The organism is Desulfarculaceae bacterium (assembly GCA_020444545.1).
Lineage (GTDB): Bacteria > Desulfobacterota > Desulfarculia > Desulfarculales > Desulfarculaceae > Desulfoferula.
The window spans coordinates 597445-615760 of the sequence record JAHLKT010000003.1 but is presented as its reverse complement, the minus strand read 5'-3'; the positions used below and the strand labels follow the sequence as shown (position 1 = coordinate 615760).

Here is an 18316-nt window from a genome sequence, read left to right as displayed (position 1 = left end):
GGGTCGCCTCCTCGTTTTGGCAAGCAAACTTAAATCTTAGCGCCGCCCTGGGTGGTGGTCAACGCGAAGAGGCAAACCGGCCTTGGCTGAGGAAAGGGTCTCCGGGAGCCAAGTTTGTGCGCCGCTTTCCTGGGCCGCCCCGCGTGGGGGCTCTAGGCTCACGGACAATCAACGCGGCCCCGGCCGCCGGAGGAGGCAGCTCATGAGCGAATGCCGGTTCATGTATGAAAACCTGGTCAATGGCCCCGGCGGCCTGACGGTGTCCTCGGCCGCGCCCGGCGCGGTGGGCACCCCGGCCCCCGAGGCCCTGGGCTCGGCGGTCTGCTACGCCGGGGGCAGCCACACCGGCCGCCAGGACCAGGTGTTCGTGGTGGAGATCGACGGCGAGGGCGCGGACGGCGCCGTCGGGCAGGCCACCTTCCGCTGGCAACGCGCCTCGGCCTCGGGCTGGGAGGCCTCGGGCGTGCCCACCAGTAGCGCCTTCGTCTCCCTGGCCGACGGGGTGATGGTCAAGTGGGCCCCGGGCGCGGGGCAGGATCTTTACAAAGGCGACCGCTGGTCGCTGTTGGCCGTGGGCCGCCACGGCGAGCAGCCCCTGTGCGACCGCGACCGCGACACCCGCTGGCGGTCCAACGGCTGCGCGGCGGAGTGGGTGCAGGTGGAGCTGGCCGAGCCCGCCCGGGCGCGGGCGGTGGTGCTGGGCGACCACAACCTGAGCGACGCGGCCAGCGCGACCCTCAAGGGAACCGACACCCCCGAGCCCGCCGCCCCGCTGTGGAGCTTCGACCCGTCGGGCGCCGCGCTGCTGGACAACGGCGGCGTGGCCGGGAGCAACGCCCGCGCCACGGGACGCACCTATATGGACGGCGGTCTGATCAAATACGCCGCGCCGGGCGAGAGCTGCTTTGAGGACGGCAAGCTGTCCATCCAGCCGGCGGCCACCAACCTGCTGATCTACTCGGAGGCATTTGACAACGCTGCGTGGTTAAAGGCCCGCGCCAGCATCAGCGCAGATGCCGCTACCGCGCCGGACGGAAACGTCACGGCCGATATTCTGGCGCCCAGCGTGGACGCCGGGACGCACTATGTCGAGCAGCTGGTATCCGGGCTGACCGACAACACGGTCTATACCTATCTGATTTTTCTAAAAAAGAAGGAATACGACTGGGCCATCGTCTTTATCCAGGGAAAGGACGGGGGGGCTGCCGGAACATATTTCGACCTATCCAACGGGGCGATGGGAACCCAGGACAACGCCGGAGCCGGGATGGAGCTCATCGGCAGTGGATGGTATCGCTGCTGGGTTAACGACGATATTGCCTCGGGCGGGAGCACCCCCAGGTTCAGGGTTTACGTTGGAACGGGAGATGGCGGCGGTGTGTTATCCGGCGACGGCACCAGCGGCCTCTACCTCTGGGGCGCCCAGCTAGAGGCGGGCAAGGTGCCCACCGCCTACATCCCCACCACCTCCGCCCCGGACTCCCGCGCGGCCGACGCGGTGCGCTGGAGCCTGCCCCAGCCAATTAAAAATCTGCTCTCCACGGAGCAACCCGCGCCCACCGCCGCCCTGACGCAGACCGCCGGGGCCTTGGCGGCGAGCCTGGCGGAGGACGCCGCGTTCGTGATGCCCGGCATGGGCAGCGCGGCGGACCTGAGCCCCTACGCGGGCAGCCACGTGATCAAGCTCACCGACTCGGCGGGCAAGACCGCCTGGGCCTGGCTGGGCGCGGCGGGCACCGGCGAGACCCTGGGCAGCGAGCTGTTGACCAACGGCGGCATGGAGAGCGGCAGCCCGCCATCTATCTGGTCAGCCGTTGGCTCGACGCTCTCTAGCGAGGCCGACGAGCGCACAGGCGGCAGCGGGAGCGCGTCTCTGGGCGTCACCAACACCGGGACTAATGGCGCCGCCACTCAGGCCGGACTGGCCGACATGAACGGAAAGCTGGTCTATGCCTCCTGGTGGTTCAAGTCTGCCGCCAGCGGGAACTTTGTTGCCTATAACCGAGGCCTGGGCGGGACTAGCTCCGGTGGCGCTTGGACTCTAAACCGTGCGTACCTGACCGGGACAGCTAGCAACTCTGCATTTCTTTATGTACTCGGGGCGGCCACCACGTTTGGCCAATACGATGATGTGTCCCTCAAGCAAGTCATCGCCCCGCCCGCCACCGGCTGCCTGGTAAGCAAGACCCCCGGCGGGGCCAACGGCTGGGCCTACGTCCAGAGCGGCTTCGACCCCAACGCCATCACCGCCTGGGCGGTGTACGCGGCCCCGGACTGGAGCGCCGAGGGCACCCTGGTGCTGCGGGGGTGGGTGCCGGGGTTCGGCGGGGCGGATATAGCCTCGGGGTTTCGCACCATCGTCGGCGTGTACGACTCCCGATACGGCTTGCTTGAGTACACCCCCGCCGGAATCTACACCGATTGCGGGCCTACTTACGGGGGCGTGGCTTTCACTTATTCCGCCGGCACATCCTACGACTTGGCGGTTCGCTGGTCCTCCCAGACCAGCCTCATGCAAGTCGGCTACAAGCTCAGCAGCGCCACCACCTGGGCCTGGGGAACGGCGGCGGCCTTTGACGGTGACTTCGTCCTGGGCGATTACCTAAATCTCTGCCACGCGGCGGCCCATGCCTGTTGCCTGGGAGCGGTGGAGCTGCGCGGGACCTGGCTGGGCGATCCCCTGGAGCGAAGCTTGTCGCCTTGGGAAAATCCCGAACACTCGCAGGCGCTGGACCTCACCCGGCCCCATCTGGTGGGCTTTCTGGACCAGGCCCACAAATACTGGCGCTTGGAGCTTCGCGACCCGGACAACCCCGAGGGCGTCCTGAAGGCCAGCCTGTTTTATTTGGGCGGCTCCTTCGCGCCGGAGCGCACCTTTGCGGCGGGCTATGTGCAAGGCAGCGCCGCCGGGCGCCGCCTGACCACCAGCGAGGCGGGCAAGGTGGCGGGCAACGCCACCGCCCTGGCCGCGTTCTACGAGCTGAGCTTCCCCCGCCTCTCGGCCGGAGACGCCGCCGGGTTCGAGGCCATGATGGCCGCCATCCACGACCACGCCGGGGGCGGCCTCAGGCCCATCCTCTTCACGCCCTTCAGCGACGACCCCGCGGGCACCGTCTATTGCCTGCCCACCGCCGAGCTGACCCGCCGCCGCCTGCCGGGCGGGCGCTGGGAGCTGGGCCTGCGCCTGGAGGAAGTGGTGCGCACCGATGTTTGAGGTCAGCCAGGCCTTTCACCGCGCCCGCCGCCAGCGGGGCACCAAGCCGGTGGTGCTGCTGGTGCTGGCCAACGCCTTCGGGCTCAGGGCCTACGCCGGGCACCATCCCTCCCGCGAGGAGCTGGGCCTGGTGGCCCCGGCCCGGGCCGACGGCGTGTTCCTGGCCGACGGCGGCCAGGTGGCCGGGCTGGGCAGCCTGGAGCTTTTGGAGCGCGGGGGCAGGGTGCTCTCCCTGGGCCGCCTGCGCGAGACCCTGGTCCCCCTGGGCGGCGGCGAGCTGTTGGCCAGCCTGGGCTCGGAGGAGCCCGGCGGCCTCACCGTGACCCTGTCCAACGGCGGCGACCAACGCGCCTTCAGCCGCCTGGAGGCCCGCGAGAACCTGTTGGGCGCGGTGGGCGAGATCACGGTGGGCTGGCCCGGAGTGCGGGCGCGGGAATACCTGCGGCGCTTCCGGGGCCGGGTGACCGCCTACCGCCTGGAAAACCAGACCCTCACCCTCACCCTCAAGGCGCTGTGATGCTGGAGCTGACCGCAACCATCGAGCTGAAGCGGGCCTGGGACTACGCCGCGCCCCGGCGGCCCAGCCAGCGCCTGCCCCTGGTCTATGGCGACCTCACCCTGGGTGGCAACGGCGGCCTGTGGGAGGCGGTGTGCCTCGACACCGGGGCCCATGTCTACGCCCTGGCCGGGCATGAGCTGGCCCAGCCAACCGGCGGCAACCCCATCGCCTTGTTCGACGGCGAGGGCGGGCTCATCCACCCAAGCGACTACTCCCTGAACCTGGCCCACGACTATGCGGGGCAAGGGATCATCGCCACCGCTACCTTCGCGGCGGACGCCCGCCAGCGCGAGCCCATCGGGGTTCGGGGCCTGGGGCGGCCGGGGGCGGACGGCGAGGCGCTGGCCAACCCGGTGGACCTGGCTGTCCATTTCCTGCGCGACCTGGCCGGGGCCGGGGACCAGGAGCTGGACCTGGGCTCCCTGGCCCGGGCCCGGGCGCGGGCCGAGGCCCTGGGCTTCGCGGCCGCCGGGGTGGTGGCAAAGGAGCTTTCCCTGGGCGGCCTGCTCACCGGCTTGCTGGGGGACTTCCTGGGTTCCTGGTGGTTGGGGGGCGACGGCCGCCTGAAGCTGTTCATGGACCTGGGGGCCGGTTCGCTGGAAGAGGGCGACTTGCTCACCTCGCTCCGGGAGGGCGACCTGGGCTCCGTGGCGGTGAGCGCCCGCTGGGACCAGATGGCCAACCGGGCCGAGGCGCGCTTCGCCTACAACTTCGCTTCGGGCGAGTACGAGGCCCTGCACGACGGCCTGGCCTCGCAGGACCTTCGGGCCCAGGGCCTGCACGGCCTGGCCAAGCGGACCCTGGAGCTGAGCTGGGTGCGCTCGGCCCCGGTGGCCGCCGCGATCTGCGCCCGTTTGGTGGCGCTGTTGGGGCGGCCCCGCCGGGTCATCACCTGCCAAGAGGGCTCGCTGGCCAACCTGCCTCTGGAAAAAGGCGACACCGCCCTCATGAGCCTCTCCTGGCTGCAAGACCCCCAGGGGCGGCCCCTCAAGAATCAGATCGTCAGGGTGCTGGGCCTGGAGCTGGACCTGGGAACCGGGTCCCTGGCCTACACCCTTTTGGACACCGGATTCTACAAGACCCTGACCCACCGGGCCGACGGCGGCCAGCGCGCCGGCGGCATTTGCCAGGCGGGCGGCGAGCGCGACCGGGGCGACTACTAGGAGGATAACGTGGCTGATCTGCGCATTGCCTATGACGAGGAGATGGTGGGGGCCGGGCATCCCACCAAGGAGGACACCCTCAACCGGCTGGTGCTGGCCGAGCACAACAGCGACGGCACTCACAAGAACGCCAGCCCCGGCCTGCTCCTGGGCCTGGGCTGCGAGTACGCCTCGGCCTCCAGCGTGCTGCTCAAGCCAGGCGGACTGGAGATGGGCGGGGTGCTCTACCGCGCCGAGACGGCCATCACCCTGGGCGGGCTGGGGGGCCTGAGCGCGGACACCTGGTACTACCTCATGGCCACGCCCCCGGCCACGGGCAGCGAGCTGAGCGCCTCGGAGATCAGCCTGCAGGCCGGCGCCCCGGCTTTCGACGGCGCCAAGAACGGCTGGTATTCCGGCAGCGCCCGCTGCCTGGGCTGCCTGCTCACCGACGGCTCGGGCGGGGTGCTGGAGTTTTTCACCAGCGGCGGCTGGTGGGTGCCCAACGTGCCCCTGTTGGTGGTCAACGGAGCGCCGGGCAGCGGCTGGACCAGCGTCAACGCCAACCTGCCGGCCCTGGGCCGCCTGCTGTTGGCACTCACCGCCGACCACGACCGCAGCGGAGGCGTGGCCGCCCTGGAGCTGCGCCCCGGCGGCTCCAGCCACACCGGCCACCCCCTGATCTACGTGACCCGCGACAACGGCTACGACCGCGGCGACGGCTCGGCCATGAGCCTCAGCGACGCCGGCGGCAACCTGGACTACAACATCGCCAACTGCACCAGCCTCAAGCTGGCCTGGTTCGCCCTGCAACTTCCCCGCGGCCTGCGCGGGCAATAGGAGGAGCCATCATGCCCTACATGCACGCCTTCGACGCGGCCACCGGCCGGCTCATGGGTCTCTGCCCCGCCTCGGCCCCGGACCCCGGGCGCAGCGCGCCCACCCAGGAAGAGGCCTGGGAGGCCGCCGGGCTATCCCTGGCCACCGGGGCCAGCCAGGACGCGGACGGCCTGGCCGTGAGCCCGGAGAGCCACAACTACCTGGGCGGCGAGCTGAGCGCCAAGACGCTGGTGCTGCTCTCACCGGACAAGAGCGAGATCGCGGCGGACGGCCAGGACCAGGCGGTGGTCAGCGTGAGCGTGGACGCGCCCGAGCCGCCGGCCAGCATCGAGCTCACCGTGGGCGGCCAGAGCGAGGTGGTGGCCCTGCTGGGCGGGGTGGGCGCGCTGAGCCCCATCGCCGCCGCGACCCCCTGTTTCATCGAGGTGCGCCTGGCCGACGAGGTGGCCTACGCGGCAACGCCGGTGATCATCAAGGCGGTGAGCCAATGAGCAAGCTGAGCAGCGAAAAAAAGGCCGCCGCGGCCAAGGCCAAGATCAGCAAGCAGGACGGCAAGTGGCTGGCCAGCGATCCCTCCAGCCTGGAGGCGGTGCTGGCCGAGCTGAAACAAGCCAAGTCCTGGAGCCAAGGGCAGGAAGCCCTGATCGCCATCTTCACCGCTCTCCTCAAGGAATAGCCTAGCCAGCTATCCCGCCTTTCCTCCCTTCCCCCCGCCGCCGGTCCGGGACCATCCGGACCGGCGGCATCACGGTGGCCGGCACAGCCAGGCGGCCGCCGCCGGTCCATGCAACGGAGTCGTCGCTTGACCCTCTGGCGCGCCCGGTCCTATCATGACAACAGCACCATGCAGGGAGGGTTTCCCATGAAAGAGCTGTTTAAAGCGGGGCTGCTGGCCGGGGCGATCATCTGCGTGCTGCTCATGGCCCAGAGCTTCGGCTCCTCCTGGCTCTCGCCGGCTCTGAACCAGGAGTACGCCAACACCGCCCTGTACCGGCCCTGGAGCACGCCGGTGATGTGGCTCATCTTCCTCTACCCCTTCTTCCTGGGCCTGGCCCTGGCCTGGATCTGGCAAAAGACCAAGAGCGTCATAACGGGCGGCTACCTCATCCACGCCGTCAAGTTCGCCTTCGCCTACTGGGTGGTGGGGGTGATCCCAACCATGATCATGATCTACTCCTGCTTCCCGGTGACCAAGGGCGTGGTGGGCATCTGGACGGTGAGCGGCTTCTTCTACGGCTTGGCCGCGGCCCTGGTCTTCGGCCGGATGCTGCCCAAGAGCCGCCTGGCCCCGCGTCCTCCCCAATAAGCCCCGCCGCCGCGCGGGCCCTTGGCGGGCGGCGTTTACGCCCGGCCGGGGCGCGTGCTATTTTTATATCCGTACACCCACCGAGAGAGGGGCCAATGAGCTGGCGGGAGCTTTACGACAAGCGATTGAAAGACCCCAAGCGGGCCATGCGCCTGGTGGGGCGGGGGCAGCGGGTCTTCGTGGGCACCGCCTGCGCCGAGCCCCGGGGCCTGGTGGCCGCCCTGATGGCCCGGGCCGACGAGCTGCACGACGTGCAGCTACTCCACTTCGTGACCATGGATGCGGCCGAGTACACCGACCGCCGCTTTGACCGTCGCTTCCGGCACAACGCCTTTTTCATCGGCCCCTCCACCCGCCAGGCGGTGGCCGACGCCCGGGCCGACTACACCCCGGTGTTCATGCACCAGATCCCCGGCCTGTTCCGCTCCGGCCAGGTGGAGCTGGACGTGGCCCTGATACAGGTGAGCCCGCCGGACAGCCACGGCTTCGTGAGCCTGGGCATCGGGGTGGACGTGGCTCGCGCCGCGGCCGAGAGCGCCACCACGGTGATCGCCCAGGTGAACCGCAACATGCCCCGCACCATGGGCAACACCTACCTCCGGGTCAGCGACATCGACGTGTTCGTGGAGCTGGACGAGGAGCTAAGGGAGTTCCCCTATCCCCCGCCTGACGAGGTGGGCCTCAAGATCGCGCAGCACGCCGCCGGGCTCATCGAGGACGGCGACTGCCTGCACATCGGCTACGGCCACATCCCCTACGCCATGCTGCCCCTGTTGGCGGACAAAAAAGACCTGGGCCTGCACACCGAGGTGGTCTCCGACGAGATGATGCCGCTCATCGACAACGGGGTGATCAACGGGCGCAAGAAGAACCACCTGCCCGGCAGGGTGGTCTGCTCCTTCTGCATCGGCACCCGGGCCATGTACGACTACGTGAACCTGAACCCCAACTTCCTCTTCCTGCCCAGCGACCAGGTCTACAACCCCCTGGAGATCGCCAAGAACGACAACATGGTCTCCGTGGGCAGCGCCTTGCAGGTGGACCTCTCGGGCCAGGTGTCCTCCGAGTCGGCGGGCTACCATTTCTACTCGGGCATCGGCGGGCGGCTGGACTTCATCCGGGGCGCGGCCATGAGCAACGGCGGCCGCTCCATCCTGGTGTTGCCCAGCACCACCAAGGATGCCAAGACCAGCCGCATCGTGCACCACCTGGCCGAGGGCGCGGGGGTCATCGCCACCCGGGGCGACGTGGACTACGTGGTCACCGAGTACGGCGTGGCCTATCTACACGGCCGCTCCATCCGCGAGCGGGCCCTGGCGTTGATCAACATCGCCCACCCCAAGCACCGGGCCGACCTGCTCGGCCAGGCCAAGGCCGACGCCTACATCTACCCGGACCAGGTGCTGCACATCTCCGAGGTGGATCTATACCCCGAGTGGGCCGAGGCCGAGGCGCGGCTCAAGGGCGGGCGCAAGGTGCACATCCGCCCGGTGAAGCCCACCGACGAACTGCTCATGCAGGAGCTGTTCTACTCCCACTCCGACGAGACGATCTTTAACCGCTACTTCCGGCCCGTCCGGGCCCTGCCCCACGCCACGGCGCAAGACCTGGTGAACCTGGACTACAGCGAGCAGATGGCCCTGGTGGCCACCACCGGACCCATCGGCCGGGAGAAGATCGTGGGCGTGGGGCGCTACAGCCTGGGCGACCCCACCGGCCTGGCCGAGGTGGCCTACACGGTCAACGAGCGCTTCCAGGGCACCGGCCTGGGCACGGTCTTGCAAAACCACCTGACCGCCTATGCCAAGAAGAAGGGCGTGCCCGGCTTCTGGGCCGTTAGCTTCGGCTCCAACAAGGCCATGCTGTCGGTCTTCGGCAAGCTGGGCCCCTACTACCGCCAGGTCATCGAGCCCGGCGTGTGGCGGGTGGAGCACTGGTTCGACGGCCCGCCCGAGGATCACCAGGGCGAGCTGGTGGAGTCGGAGCGGTAGGTAGTGAAGGAGCAAGATGAAAAAGGATTAAAGATCTTCGATCTAATAAAAAAGGTATATCAAGAATACGAGTACCCGAATGGTGATGAACCACAAGAATTGGTTGTACCCTCTAAAGAATGGGATGCAATTTCCGCCACATTGTCGAAGGAGATTTGCGATCGCATTGCTATTACTAGGAATGACCCGAGTAAATGGCAGGTTACTGATAGATTAGAAATTGAGGAAAGCGTTTGGATTGTATGGGGCGATGCACTGTTATGTTTGGAGCAACTCATTGAGATAAGCATCCAAATATTCACAATTTCCACCGAACAGCACTGCCAAAACGATAAAGTAAAAAATGATAATAAATTTTATGCACTAGCAGCTCTCCTTGCTAGATCATGCCTTGTTTCTAACGAAATCTTTACCCTATTAAGTGCTGGCTATGCAGACGGTGCTATGGCTCGGTGGAGAACACTTTATGAGATGGCTACGACAGCTTCTTTCCTGTTTGAAAATGACGAAGAGCTTGCCAGCAGGTATTTAATTCATAATCATGTGTCCAGCTACCGGCATCTTAAATTGGTCAATAGGTACATACTAGGAGCAGATAATGAAATTATTGAAAGGGAATTGCTGCCATATTTCAGAGTTAAAATACAGGAACTCGTCTCGCAATATGGTAAGAGTTTCTGCGAAAGGCCATATGGATGGGCAGAGAATGTAATTCCCAACGCAACTTTCCGAAAAATTGAAACCTATGTAGAGTTGGAGGAGATGAGGCCTTTATACAATTGGAGCAATTCCAAAATACATGCTGGACATGTTAGTGATTATGCTGATTTGGGCCTTTTAGAAAGAGATAGTGGTTCATTTCTACTTGGACCTTCAGTCGTTGGGCTAGCGTGCCCGGCTAGCTTGACGGCTCACAACCTATCGCAGATTTCTTGCCTGTTGTTGTTGAATAACCCTAGTGTCGAAAACTTATTATGTATGAGTGCAATTCAAAACATAAAAGAAGATATTGCATTAAAATTTGACGAAATTCAGGAGGATATCGAGAACTCAGGTGGCTTTATGATAGAGACAAAAACAAACGGATAATAAAAATGATGTTTTAGTAAGATAACTTCCCAGTTCTATAATCCTACTGGCCAAAGTCTATAGTAGTGACGCCTGCCCCGAAACTAGGGCAAATAAAGGAACAGCCGGTCATTGCGAGGAGCGCCGCCCTCTGCGCCCCTAAACCGTCATGCCCTGCCTCGCGGCGCTCCGTGGCAATCTTCCCTGGTGACCGCCCTTTCTAGAAATATCCGCCACCGCCCGCTGCGAACAGAGATTGCCGCGTCGCGGCCAGGAGGCCGCTCCTCGCAATGGCAACCTTCTTGTTTTCTCAAAATGTTGGGGCGGGGTTCACCCCCGCCCGAGAGCGGTCCGGCACCCGCCAGTCCCCCACTTCCTCCAAGCGCCATCCAGCAATAGCCCGCCCTACTTTCGGAACCGCTCCTGCCGCATAATACAAAGATGTCTTCGCCCTACACCACAAGAGGAAAACAATGCGTAAAGCGGTGACCACGATAGCCCTTCTGGCCCTGGCCCTGGCAACGGCCGCTCCGGCGGTGGCCGATGAGCTGGGCGACAAGCTCGCCAACTTCTGCCTTAACTCCCGGTCCGGCCAGACCCTGACTCTCAGCTCGTCGGAGTCCTCTCTCTACGACCAGCACACCTCCAGCGGCGGGGCCTCGGGTGATTCCGTTTACGTGTCCTTCAGTTTCAAGGGCGCCCAGGGCCAGTGCCTTGCCGATTTCTCGGGCAGCTCGACGTCGACAAGCGTTTCCATGAACCTGCATAAGACCGAGGGCAGCCCGGTGGTTACCCTTGGCGAGCGCCGCATGGAAACCCCTTTTGAGACGAAGCAATAGAACGCTGCCCGGCCTGCCTAGAAAAATTCCCCGCCGCCCCGATAACCACGCCTATCTGTAATCCGCCTTCTGCCCCGCCTTCACCTTGGCCAGTATTTGCCGGGCCTTCTGGTCGCCCGGCTGCATTTGCAAGTAGCGGGTCAGGTCGCTGGCCGCGCGGGCGTTGTCACCCAGGCTCCAGCGGGCCAGGCCCCGGTGATACCAGGCGCTGGCCAGCTTGGGGTCGCGGTTGATCGCCGCGCTGAAGTTGGCCGAGGCGGTGCGATAGTCCTTGAGGCGCAACAGGGCGATGCCCCGATCACGATAGGCCCCGGCAAAGCCCGGGTCCTTGCCCACCGCCCGGCCGTAGCTCTGGGCCGCCTTCTGAAAATGCCCCAGTTGATACCAGCAGGTGCCCTGGTTGGCGTAGACCCGCGCCGTGGCCGCATCGCTCAGCGCGTCCAGCACCAGGGCCTGGTGGATGTAGTCCAGGGCCTGTTTGTACTGCCGCTTTTGCATGGCCTTGTGCCCCGCCTGGGCCAGCCTGAGGGCCTTGGGCGCCTTGGCTTGCTGCTCGGCGAGCTTCTTTTCGAGGCTGGCCAGGCGCTGTTTCCCGCGGCTGTCGCCGGGCTTGAGACGCAAATAGGCCCGGGTGTCGCTGATGGCCTGGAGCAGCTTGCCGCGCTTTTCGTAGATGATGCTGCGGTTGCGCCAGGCCGGGGCGTAGCGGGGGTCGGCCTTGATGGCCCGGGTGTAGTCGTTCCGCGCGGCGCTCAGGCTGCCCCGAGTGCGATAAACGTTGCCCCGATTGTTCCAGGCCTTGGCCATGCCCGGGTCCAGGGCTCCGGCCCGGCCGAAGGCCACAATGGCCTTTTTCTCGTAGGCCGTGCGTTGGCTCACGCTGCCCGGCAGGCGCAGATAGAGCACCCCCAGGTTGTAGTAGGTGTTGGCCTTGTCCTTGGCGGGCATGGCCGGGTCGGCCACGGCCCGCTCCCAGGCGGTAATGGCCGCGTTGGCCTTGCCCTGGCGATAGGCGGCGTTGCCCTGGTTCAGGTCCTGGCCCCATCCGGCCAGGGCGGGAGCGGAGCAGAGCAGCATCAGCAAGATGGCGGCGGGAACGGAGAATCGGCGCATGGTTTTTTCCCCCCTAAGGTGGGTTAATGACCGATTATACAACACCCGGCCTTGCCCCCCGGCGCGGGGAGTGGAAAAATGAGGCCAAACCTTCCCCGCTCACGGAGGCCGCGCTTCATGCCGCACGACCCGGTGCCCCCCAAGGTTCACTACGACGCCGATCCCGACTACACCCGCCCCCGCCTGGAGATCGGCGCGGAGCACCGGGAGCACTTCCTCTCGCTGCTGGGCTTTCTCTACGGCCCCGACACGGCGGCCAAGCTTCTGCCCCAGCTGGAGCGCGTCATCCAGGTGCACCACGCCTACAAGCCCGAGGCGTTGCGCGCTCTGGAGCCGGGGCGGCTGGCCCGGCCCATGTTCAGCCAGGGCGACATGATCCTCATCACCTACGGCGACATGATCACCGGCGGGGATGGCACCCCCCTGGCCACCCTGGCCGCGGCGGCGGACAAGTACATGGAGGCGCCGGACATCCTGCACATCCTGCCCTTTTTCCCTTATTCCTCGGACCGGGGCTTCTCGGTGGTGGACTTCAAGGAGGTGGACCCGCGCCTGGGCTCCTGGGACGATATCCACCGCCTGGCCGGCCGCTACCGCCTGATGTTCGACGGGGTGCTCAACCACCTCTCGGCCCGCAGCCGGGTGTTCCAGGACTTCCTGGCCGGGCGTCCCGACGTGCAGAAGTTCTTCATTTCCTACGACTCGCCCGACGAGCTGACCCCGGACCAGCGCTCCAAGATCTTCCGCCCCCGGGTCAGCGACATCCTGACGCCCTTTACGACCATCAACGGCACCCGCTGGGTGTGGACCACCTTCAGCGCCGACCAGATCGACCTGAACTACCGCCATCCCCCGGTGCTCCTGGAGGTGGTGGACGCGCTGTTGTTCTACATCCGCCAAGGCGCGGACCTCTTGCGCCTGGACGCGGTCACCTACATCTGGGCCGAGCCGGGCACCGAGTGCGTGCATCTGCCCCAGACCCACGCCATCGTCAAACTGCTCCGGGCGGTGGTGGAACTGGCCGCGCCCGGCGTGGCGCTCATCACCGAGACCAACGTACCCCACGCGGACAACGTGTCCTATTTCGGCAACGGCAGCGACGAGGCCCACATGGTCTACAACTTCGCCCTGCCGCCGCTGGTCTTGCACGCCATCTACCGGGGCGACGCCTCCTACCTGGCCGCCTGGGCCGCCGATCTGGAGCCGCCCAGCGATGACGCCTACTTCTTCAACATCCTGGACACCCACGACGGCATCGGGCTGATGGGCGTGAAGGAGATACTCCCGCCAGAGGAGCTGGAGTTCATCGAAGAGAGCGCCAAGGCCAACGGCGCGCTCATCTCCTACAAGACGGTGGAGGGCCGGGGCGAGGAGCCCTACGAGATCAACAGCACCTGGTGGAGCGCCCTCAACGGGCCCGACGGCGACATGGAGCGCAACGTGGAGCGCTACGTGGCCTCGCGGGCGGTGCCCCTCTCGCTCAAGGGGGTGCCCGGAGTGTATCTGCACGGGGCCGTGGGCTCGGAAAACGACATGACCACCTACGAGCGCACCCATCACAAGCGCGACGTGAACCGGGCCACGGTGGACCTGAGGCGGCTGGAGCGGGAGTGGGACCACCCGGGCACCAAGATAAACCTCTTGGGCCGAAGGATGCGCCATCTGCGCCTTCTCCGGGTGGCCCAGCCCGCCTTCCATCCCCAGGGCCGCCAGCAGGTGCTCGCGGCCCCGCGCCCGGTGCTGGCCCTGTTGCGCACCTCCCCGGACGGCGCGGAGCATCTCCTGGCCCTGATCAACCTCTCGGGCCAGGCGGTGCATTTGGAGCTGCCCCTGCCCAAGGAGGTGGCCGGGGTGGAGCGCTGGCGCGACCTGGTGGGCGGCGACGAGGTGGCCACCCTGGGCGGCAAGCTCGAGTTGGAGCTTCGCCCCTACCGCGTGGCCTGGCTGCGCCCCCTGCGCGAGATCAAGCAGGGCTAAGGAAGAGACCCGCCTGGTTGTCCGCGAAAAAGAAGATGGTTGGGAAAAGTGAATCTCCGGGTGGCCGCTCTGGGCCGTGCCGGCTGCTGTTGTGGCAAGTCCATAAAGAGATAGAGGGTCATTGCGAGGGCCGCCGCCCCAAGCGGTTGTTGAAAAGGGGAGGTTGCGTGCGGCGTCCCGTGGCAATCTTCCTTGGTCTCGTCTCCACCTCCAAAACCAAGCAGGCATGGCCTGCGAACCCGGTCCAGGACCATCTCTAGGGAAGATCGCCACGTCGCGGCGGGATCGTCGCCTTTTTCATTACCAACTCTTGGGCCGCCGCTCCTCGCGATGACAACCTTGCTCTTGCTTATTCCCTGCTGCCCCCGATAGCTCTGCTATCAGGCGCCGTCCGGCTCCCGCCGGGCGGCAAGAACCCGCCCCCGCCTAGACGCGCAAATCCTGCACCCGCTGGGCCTTGCCCTCGGCCTTGGGCAGGCTGCCCGGATCGACCGGCTCCACCCGGGGTGTGACCAAGATCTCGTCGCGCAGGCGTCCGGCGATGCGCCGCCCCAGGGCCTCGCGCTGATCGGCCCCCATGCCGCCCGCCTCGGCGGACAGCTCCACCCGGAGGGTCATGCGCGCCCCGGACTCGTCGCCCTCCAAAACGATCACATAGTTGTTGCCCGCCTCAACAAAGCCCATGAGCACCGCCTCCACCTGCATGGGATAGACGTTCACGCCCTTGATGATGAACATGTCGTCGCTGCGCCCCGCGATGCGGCTGATGCGCCGGTGGGTGCGGCCGCAGGGGCAGGGGCCGGGCAGCACGGCGGCCAGGTCGCGGGTGCGGTAGCGGATCAGGGGCATGGCCTTGCGGCGCAGGGTGGTGAGCACCAGCTCGCCCACCTGCCCCTCGGGCACCGGCTCCAGGCTTTCGGGGTCCACCACCTCCAGGAGGAAGGCGTCCTCCCAGAGGTGCAGGCCGTTCTGCTCCGGGCACTCCATGGCCACGCCCGGGCCGTTGAGCTCGCTGAGGCCGTAGTTGTTATAGGCCTTCACCCCGAACAGCTCCTCGATGCGCCCCCGGGCCTGCTCGCTGTGGGGCTCGGCCCCGATGATGGCGATGCGGAGCTGGGTGTCCTCGCGCGGGTCCATGCCTTGCTCGGCAAAGGCGGCGGCCAGGCGGAAGGCGTAGGAGGGGATGATGTGCATGGCCGTGGTGTGGAACTGCTTCATCAGGGCGATCTGGCGGCGGCTGTTGCCCGTGCCCGCCGGGATCACCAGGGCTCCCAGGCGCTCGGCCCCGTAGTGCATGCCCAGGCCGCCGGAGAACAGGCCGTAGCCGGTGAGGTTCTGCAACACGTCGCCTGAGCGCAGCCCGGTCATGTACAGGCCCCGGGCCAAGAGGTTGGCCCACTCCCGGAGGTCGCTCTTGGAGTGCAGGATGGCGGTGGGGTTGCCGGTGGTGCCGCTGCTGGCGTGCAGACGCACCGCCTGCTTGAGCGGCGCGGCCACCAGGCCGTAGGGGAAGCCGTCGCGCAGATCCTGCTTCACGGTGAAGGGCAGCGAGCGCACCTCACGCAGGCTGGTCAGGTCGCGGGCCTTTATTCCGGCCAGGGCCTTGGCGTAGTGGGGCGAGCGGCGGGCCTGGCGGATGGTGGCTTGCAGCCGTTCCAGTTGCAGGCGCTCCAGCTCCTCGCGGGGCATCAATTCAATATCTTTTTGCCAGTACATGTTGTTTTCCTCATGGCTGCGGCGTGCGTGCGGGGGCTAAGGGTACCAACCCCGGGGCGGGGGGGCAATCCGAAGCAAAGCGGGGGGAAAAGGGGGCGGGGCGGCTCAGTCCTTTTTCATGTAGCGGGGATAAAGCTCGGCCGCGCAGTCCGGGCACAGGCTGTGGGTGAAGTCCACGTCCATCTTCTTGGCCAGGTAGCGGTCCAGGTTGTGCCACACCTCGGCCTGGTCGCGCACCTTTTTGCAGCGGGCGCAGATGGGCAAGAGGCTCCTGAGCTCCACCAGCTCTCCGATATCTTCCAGAATAAGTAGGGCCAGGTCGCGGCCCCGGTAGACCAGGGGCGCGGCGGTGACCAGCAGATAAGCGGGCACTGTTTCCCCGCCGCTTTGCAGGCCCAGGCGCGCCTTTTGGCGGGTCACCGTGCCCTGGGCGAAGCAGCGCTCCACCGAGCCGCGCACCACGCACTGAGGGCAGGAAGGCGAGCGGCCGCAGCCCTGGTCGGTCTCGCCGGCGTGCAGGCAGCCCAGGGCCTCGCCGGCCCGCTGGCCGTTGCCGCCGCCCTGGCTGGAGAGCAGGTCCCCGCCGGCCAGATTGTGATCGATGATCAGCACATCTTGGTCCACCACCATGATGGGGGCGGGAACCGCGTCGTACACCGCGCGGTTGAAGTCGCCGCCCAGCGCGTTTTCTCTGCTTTGGTTCATGTGTCCCCTCTGGCGGGAGGTAGGTGGACCTTCGACAGACAGTCCCGATGTTAAGCGCCCGGGCCCGAGGCCGTCAATCCCCCGCCCCGATTGAGGGCAACACCCCATCGCCGGGAAGGCCAACCTGTGCTAGCTTTTATTATGAATGTGCTTCACTCATTAGGAACAAACATCTGTGATTAATGGAGACATCGTGCCCGAACAACGAATACGTTACGCCCCCCTGCGGGACAAGATTTGCACCCCGGCCGAGGCGGCGTCCCATATAAGCGACGGCAACAACCTGTGCATCTCCGGCTTCACCGCCGGATACCCCAAGCTCATCCCCGCCGAGCTGATCAAGCGGGCCGAGGCCGGCGAGAAGCTCAAGGTGAACATCTACGCCGGGGCTTCCACCGGCGACGCGGTGGACGGCGCCATGGCCCGGGCGGGCCTGGTGGGCTGGCGGCGGCCCTACATGTCCGACCGCTCCATGCGCAAGGCCATCAACAACAACGAGATTCTCTTCAAGGACGACCACCTCTCGGGCCTTTCGGCCGCGGTGCGCGCCGGCCGCATGGGCCGGGTGGACGTGGCCGTGGTGGAGGTGGCCGCGGTTACCAGCCGGGGCAACCTCATCCCCACCCTCAGCGTGGGCCACACCCCGGCCTACCTCAAGATGGCCGACAAGATCATCCTGGAGGTGAGCAACGTGGACCCGCCCGAGCTGGAGGGCATCCACGACATCTTCATGCCCGAGGACCCGCCCTGGCGCATGCCCATCCCCATCTACCGGGCGGGCGACCGCATCGGCAAGCCCTTCATGGAGGTGGACCCGGAGCGGGTGGTGGCGGTGGTCTACAGCCAGGAGGCCGACACCTGCGCCATCTTCTCCGAGCCCGACGAGGTGTCGCTGTCCATCGCCGAGCAGCTTCTGGACTTCGTGCGCCACGAGATGAGGAAGGGCCGCCTGCCCAAGGACCTGCCCTGGCAGTCCGGGGTGGGCGACGTGGCCAACGCGGTGCTCAGCGGCTTCATCGATGACGACTTCTTCTCCTCGGTGAGCATCTACTCCGAGGTGCTGCAAGACACGGTGCTGGATTTGATCGACCTGGGCAAGGTGCGCGCCGCCTCGGGCTCGGCCCTGACGCTCAGCGCCAAGGCCCGCGACCGCTTCTTCCAAGAGATCTACCGCTACAAGGAAAAGATCGTCTTGCGCTCGGTGGAGATTTCTAACGCGCCCGAGGTCATCGCCCGCCTGGGGGTCCTGGCGGTCAACACCGCCCTGGAGATCGACATCTACGGCCAGGTCAACTCCACCCACGTAATGGGCAGCCAGATGATGAACGGGGTGGGCGGCTCGGGCGACTTCGAGCGCAACGGGGCCATAAGCTTCATGGTCACCCCCTCCACGGCCAAGAACGGGGCCATCAGCGCCATCGTGCCCATGGTCAGCCACGTGGACCACTCCGAGCACTCGGTGGACGTGATCATCACCGAGTACGGTCTGGTGGACACGCGCAACCTCACTCCCCGCCAGGTGGCCGAGGCGGTGATCACCCGCTGCGCCCACCCCGAGTACCGCGACCTGCTCTGGGACTACTACCAGCGGGCCTGCCGCGAGACCGGCGGCCATGAGCCCCATTTGCTGGGGAAGGTGTTCGACATGCACCAGCGCTTCATGCAGACCGGAGACATGCGCCTCCACAAGGTCTAGCCGCTTCCGATCCCGCTGCTTCGCCGCCCCCGCGCCCCTCTTGGCGCGGGGGCGTTTTTGAAGGGCCCCGCCTTTGTGCTAGCCTTATGACTCATGGACCCACGGAGACCACCGGCCATCTCGCGCCGGGGGCTTCGTCCAAAAAGGAGC

The 18316-nt window shown here is 66.3% G+C and carries 15 protein-coding genes; 12 read left to right on the top strand and 3 right to left on the bottom strand.

Annotated features, from left to right (window positions below):
• The first annotated feature begins 202 nt into the window (after positions 1 to 202).
• The 10 genes from KQH53_11335 to KQH53_11290 all read left to right on the top strand — a co-directional run bounded on the left by KQH53_11335 (position 203) and on the right by KQH53_11290 (position 10959).
• The gene (locus tag KQH53_11335; protein ID MCB2227260.1) at positions 203 to 3214 is read left to right on the top strand and encodes a hypothetical protein; all 3012 of its coding nucleotides are present in this window, start codon (positions 203 to 205) and stop codon (positions 3212 to 3214) included.
• Positions 3207 to 3731, top strand: coding sequence for a hypothetical protein (locus KQH53_11330; protein ID MCB2227259.1), 525 nt, complete (start codon positions 3207 to 3209; stop codon positions 3729 to 3731). Before KQH53_11335 ends, KQH53_11330 begins: the two co-directional genes overlap by 8 nt.
• Positions 3731 to 4936, top strand: coding sequence for a hypothetical protein (locus KQH53_11325; GenBank protein ID MCB2227258.1), 1206 nt, complete (start codon positions 3731 to 3733; stop codon positions 4934 to 4936). Before KQH53_11330 ends, KQH53_11325 begins: the two co-directional genes overlap by 1 nt.
• Positions 4937 to 4945: 9 nt before the next feature.
• Positions 4946 to 5755: a hypothetical protein gene (locus tag KQH53_11320; protein MCB2227257.1), complete on the top strand. Its 810-nt coding sequence runs from the start codon at positions 4946 to 4948 to the stop codon at positions 5753 to 5755.
• An 11-nt stretch (positions 5756 to 5766) separates the two neighbouring features.
• A complete protein-coding gene (locus KQH53_11315) occupies positions 5767 to 6246 on the top strand; it encodes a hypothetical protein (protein ID MCB2227256.1) in 480 nt (159 codons plus the stop codon).
• Positions 6243 to 6431, top strand: a complete 189-nt coding sequence (locus KQH53_11310) for a hypothetical protein (protein MCB2227255.1) — start codon at positions 6243 to 6245, stop codon at positions 6429 to 6431. Before KQH53_11315 ends, KQH53_11310 begins: the two co-directional genes overlap by 4 nt.
• A gap of 186 nt (positions 6432 to 6617) precedes the next feature.
• Entirely contained in the window at positions 6618 to 7061 is a 444-nt protein-coding gene (locus KQH53_11305) for a hypothetical protein (protein MCB2227254.1), read from the top strand.
• Positions 7062 to 7156: 95 nt separating this feature from the next.
• Positions 7157 to 9052 carry a GNAT family N-acetyltransferase gene (locus KQH53_11300; GenBank protein MCB2227253.1) on the top strand — a complete coding sequence of 632 codons (1896 nt, stop codon included), beginning with the start codon at positions 7157 to 7159 and terminating at the stop codon, positions 9050 to 9052.
• A 3-nt stretch (positions 9053 to 9055) separates the two neighbouring features.
• Positions 9056 to 10141 (top strand): hypothetical protein, encoded by a 1086-nt coding sequence (locus KQH53_11295; protein ID MCB2227252.1) that lies wholly within the window; start codon positions 9056 to 9058, stop codon positions 10139 to 10141.
• A gap of 464 nt (positions 10142 to 10605) precedes the next feature.
• Positions 10606 to 10959, top strand: coding sequence for a hypothetical protein (locus KQH53_11290; protein ID MCB2227251.1), 354 nt, complete (start codon positions 10606 to 10608; stop codon positions 10957 to 10959).
• A 51-nt stretch (positions 10960 to 11010) separates the two neighbouring features.
• On the opposite strand, the gene KQH53_11285 is transcribed toward KQH53_11290, so the two are convergent.
• The gene (locus KQH53_11285) at positions 11011 to 12072 is read right to left on the bottom strand and encodes a tetratricopeptide repeat protein (protein ID MCB2227250.1); all 1062 of its coding nucleotides are present in this window, start codon (positions 12070 to 12072) and stop codon (positions 11011 to 11013) included.
• Positions 12073 to 12189: 117 nt separating this feature from the next.
• Here KQH53_11285 and KQH53_11280 point away from each other — a divergent pair, with 117 nt between their 5' ends.
• Positions 12190 to 14049 (top strand): alpha-glucosidase C-terminal domain-containing protein, encoded by a 1860-nt coding sequence (locus KQH53_11280; protein ID MCB2227249.1) that lies wholly within the window; start codon positions 12190 to 12192, stop codon positions 14047 to 14049.
• Positions 14050 to 14475: 426 nt separating this feature from the next.
• Here the strand turns inward: KQH53_11280 and KQH53_11275 are convergent, their stop codons facing one another.
• Positions 14476 to 15765 (bottom strand): phenylacetate--CoA ligase, encoded by a 1290-nt coding sequence (locus KQH53_11275; GenBank protein MCB2227248.1) that lies wholly within the window; start codon positions 15763 to 15765, stop codon positions 14476 to 14478.
• Positions 15766 to 15870: 105 nt separating this feature from the next.
• Entirely contained in the window at positions 15871 to 16470 is a 600-nt protein-coding gene (locus tag KQH53_11270) for a hypothetical protein (protein ID MCB2227247.1), read from the bottom strand.
• A gap of 193 nt (positions 16471 to 16663) precedes the next feature.
• Between KQH53_11270 and KQH53_11265 the strand changes: the two genes are divergently transcribed.
• Positions 16664 to 18166: a succinate CoA transferase gene (locus KQH53_11265; protein ID MCB2227246.1), complete on the top strand. Its 1503-nt coding sequence runs from the start codon at positions 16664 to 16666 to the stop codon at positions 18164 to 18166.
• Positions 18167 to 18316 lie beyond the last annotated feature (150 nt).